This window comes from Erwinia sp. 1181_3, from assembly GCF_052824965.1.
In genome coordinates this window covers 1-4,180 of record NZ_VTDE01000022.1, presented here as the reverse complement: position 1 = coordinate 4,180, position 4,180 = coordinate 1, and the positions used below count along the sequence as shown (strand labels likewise).

General features: G+C 42.9%; 3 protein-coding genes and 1 pseudogene. All 4 read left to right on the top strand.

Annotated features, from left to right (window positions below):
• Window positions 1-249, top strand: a pseudogene (locus FY046_RS23530) (VENN motif pre-toxin domain-containing protein); the annotation flags it as partial.
• Between the two features lie 300 nt (window positions 250-549).
• A complete protein-coding gene (locus tag FY046_RS23525; RefSeq protein ID WP_446186530.1) occupies window positions 550-2,526 on the top strand; it encodes a VENN motif pre-toxin domain-containing protein in 1,977 nt (658 codons plus the stop codon).
• 9 nt (window positions 2,527-2,535) lie between these two features.
• Window positions 2,536-3,243, top strand: coding sequence for a hypothetical protein (locus FY046_RS23520; RefSeq protein ID WP_446186529.1), 708 nt, complete (start codon window positions 2,536-2,538; stop codon window positions 3,241-3,243).
• Window positions 3,244-3,274: 31 nt separating this feature from the next.
• Window positions 3,275-3,997 carry a hypothetical protein gene (locus tag FY046_RS23515; protein WP_259152156.1) on the top strand — a complete coding sequence of 241 codons (723 nt, stop codon included), beginning with the start codon at window positions 3,275-3,277 and terminating at the stop codon, window positions 3,995-3,997.
• Window positions 3,998-4,180: the final 183 nt, after the last annotated feature.

The window sequence follows — 4,180 nt, the reverse complement described above, 5'->3', positions numbered from 1 at the left end:
GGGGCAATTAGTGGGGTGGCTTCGGGTATTGGATATGGCATCGGTAGCAAATTAGTTGAATTGCCACTTGATAAAGTCTTAAATCCAATGAAACCTTGGAAAGACTGGATTTGGGTTGATGTCGGAATGAGTATTTCTAAACCGTTACCAGTTAATCCGGGGCCTGGTATTGCTGGAAACATTACCAGTTCTGTAACAACCGAATATGGAAATGATCAGGCAGGAAAAATATTGGGAGGTGAAAAATGAAAACATCAGCCTCAAAATGGTTTTTAATATTTATTTATCTGGCAATAGTCTTTCCTGTTGGGATATTTATCTCTGCTGTAACCATGCAGATTTTAATTAAATTATTTTACTTTTTCCTTAATGGATTATCTTTGAATTTTTCCTCCATTGATTATGTGAAAATTTTGAAAGGAAGTATCGCGGGAGGAATCATTGGAGCAATAGGTTGTTGGTGGATCTACTACCAGCACTACAGGAAAAACCGAAACAGGTAGCACAATAACCCCAGCCGTATCGGCTGGGGTTTTATTTATATATCAGTTGGTTACCGTTGTACCCCTGCGACTTACCGATCGCCTCTATCAGCGCCATGGCCTTACACTGCTGGCGGGCGTCAACAAAGACGGCCACGACAGCGGCACCACCAAAGCCGCCGTCAGCGACGGCACCCTGGTCATCCGCGACCAGGATAAACAGGCACAGGACGTGGCGAACCTCAGCCGCGACGCGGAGAACGCCAACGGCAGCATCAGCCAGATATTCGACAAGGAGAAAGAGCAGAAGCGCATTCAGCAGGCGCAGCTGATTGGCGAAATCAGCACCCAGGTGTCGGATATTGTGCGCACCCAGGGCGCCATCAGCGCGGCGAAAGACGCCAGAGACAAGATGGGCAATATCACCGATGCCGACAGGGACCAGGCGCAGAAAGACTGGGTGAAAGCCCATCCGGGTCAGACCCCGGATGAGAACGCCATCAACGGCCAGGTTTATCAGAACTTCTACGACCAGGCGTTTAACGCCACCGGGCTCGGCACCGGCGGCGCCGTCCAGCAGGGTATCCAGGCCGCCACCGCCGTGGTTCAGGGCCTGGCGGGCGGTGATATTGCTGCAGCCATTGCTAACGGTTCAGCGCCGTATCTGGCCGAAGCGATTGGTCACAGAATGGGTATCGACAATAACCCAGAAGCAAAAGCGGTGGCCCACGCCATCGTCGGCGCCGCGCTGGCGGCCGCCCAGGGGCAGAATGCCGCTGCGGGCGCGACCGGCGCAGCGCTCGGCGAGATAACGGCGGGGATACTGAAGGACCAGCTGTACGGTGATACCCCGGTTGCTGACCTGACCGAAACGCAGAAGCAGACCCTGAGCGCTCTGGCAACCCTGTCATCCGGGCTGGCCGGTGGCCTGGCCGGGGACAGTACCGAAAGTGCGGTTTATGCCGCGCAGGCAGGGAAGACGACGGCGGAGAATAATACGCTGTATGCGGACGATGCAAAGGTACGGCAAGATACGAAGTGGCTGCTTCCTCATCTGGAAGGTGAGAAGAAACAGCAGGCTGATAAGTTGATTGCAAACCTAACTGCCAAGGATCTGGCATTTGATGAAGCTATAGATAAAGCCTGTCAGAATCTATCCTCAGAACAATGCCGAGGGATGCGTCAAACCCTGTCAGAAATGGGAAAAAGTTACGATAAAAATCTGGATGGCGAATATATTGCCACAATGCGTGCGGTCTATAAGGATGATGCAGGGAAAGCCGATGGGCAGATATGGAAGTACGCCAACGCAGATGCAAAGGCACAGCGTGTCGCTGACATTCAGAAACTGGCAGCTATTCATGAGATCAGCCCGCAGATGGCTGAGATCCTATATGACACAATGGCAGGTATACACACGACGGCTGCTATTGGTGGCACAATATATGGATTGAAAGGTGCCGGAGTGCCAGCCACTGCATCCAAAAGTACGACGTCTCTGGTTGATGCAGAAAAGGCAGCGCTTGAACGTATAGCGCAAAATGCTAAAAATACGAAGGACTTAAGTACCAAAGAACCGAATTCCATTTATAATCAGCAATTAGTTAAAGATGCAGAAAAATCCGGTTACTATTCATCACCAACCCAAGGCGGGATACTCAACATTGGAGCGGGAAATAAACCAATAGAAGGTGCATATAATATTTCCCACCCAGACTACCCCAAAAGTGCGGGAGTCTATTCTGGTGATGCGAATAATTTATCAAATGTAGCCACAGGCTCTCAGAAAACGATCATCATGGAAAACCCTTATGGATTTAAACCATTTAATGATGAAATATTAAGAGTATTAGATAAAAATGGCACGATGGTAGTTACAGGCACATGGAACAACAAAGTTCTAAAAAACATAGAAAAAGTAGCTGAATCCAAAGGTTTTATTCTGATCGAAAAAAATGTAAAATCAAGCAAAGGTTTTTTACAGAGTGACGGGAACCCTATCAACAACGCAACAGTAACCGAATATCAGTTCAGAAGAAAATAGGGGTGTAAAATGAAATATAAACTAGACATTACAGACAGCTATCAACAATTTATCTGTTTAGATAGTGATGTTGGACTGGCAGCATATTTTTCTTTGTTGGACCTAAGTGATACTGATGCAAGCAAAATAAATATTAGTATAGATAACATTGAAGTAAACATGAGTGAAAAAAAATGGTTTCATCCTATAATAAGCATCAATAAAAAAAGCATAATAAACAAAGGCATTGAGGTTTTAAATATCGAAAACCCTGACTGCATTTATTCGATTATAATATCTAAATCCACCCTGACGATTGACAACGTTAAATGTGTTTATATATCCTTCGACAATGATGGAAAAGAAAGATACAACTCGTCAGATAAGGGGTTTGATATAGGGGACCGGTTTATTTGGCTAGCAGGGAAAAGTGCTGAATTCCCTAATACAAGATTTTCAGCAATGATTGTTTTCTCTGGTAATGTAGAGTTCTCCTTCAAAGAGACAGACATTATAATCCAGTCATTAGATTTAAAACAAAACATTAATTATACTGAGGCTGCATCAATAAATGAAAAGCAAGAGTTAATAATAGCAAAGAAAAAAAGGGATATCAATGAAATAGAATTCAACAACATAAAATCTAATTTTTTAGACTATGATTTTTATAGAAATTACTTTACAAGCGATGAAAATGGAAATATTGCAATAAAAAACCATTTCATAACAATTGATTAGTGATTTTATAAATCTTGGGTGTAGTAATTTCATGAAAAACTCCATCGGAAAACCAGAGCCCCCCACTAATCATAGAGTCTCTGTAACAACAATATACAATAGGTTAATTAATCTCGACAACACTTCGGGAATAAAAACATTCTTTTCTATTCCGCATATCAAGGATGAATGTACAATAATAACCATCGAAAACATAGAGATAAATGTTGATGAAGATGACTGGTTGAAAAAAATTCAAGAGAAGAACCCTAAAAATGTCATCACAAAAAAATTAAATGATATTAACTTTGATTTCGAAAATGATGTTGCGAGTGTTCTTCTGCGAAAGGCAACGCTGGTCATTAAAAACCAAAAAGCCAGTTTCCTTAAGATTTCAGGAGATGAATTATTTTTCTTTGATAGCCATGAGAACAGCTTTGAAATTGGAGATAAATACATCTGGCTTTCAGGTGAAAGCATAGATTTCCATAAGAAAGAAATTGCAATAAAAATAATATTTTCTGGGGATATATATCTACATTTTGATGAAGCGGATATTATCATGCAAATGATAGACTTTAGAGATCTAATCTCAAAAGAACGGGTAAAAAAAATAAATGAAGAGCAATACGAAATTCGCAAATTGAAAGGAAAAAAAATAAATAGCAACACCTTCAATAACATAGAATCTAATTTTATAGATTACGAATATACAAGTGCGTTTTTTGAAAGCAATGAGAATTGCAATATTGCATATAAATCATTCTCAGTTTAGAAGAATTGTTGCGCCCCCAAGGTTTGCGGGATGCTAAATCCAATCCTGACGGAAGTTGTAACTACGACAGCGTGGTTGAGCAGACCGGCATCTTCGCGGGCAAAGGCGGCTTTGACGTTACCGTCGGTGAACACACCCAGCTGAACGGCGCGGTCATCGGCTCCACCGCCACCGCGGACAACA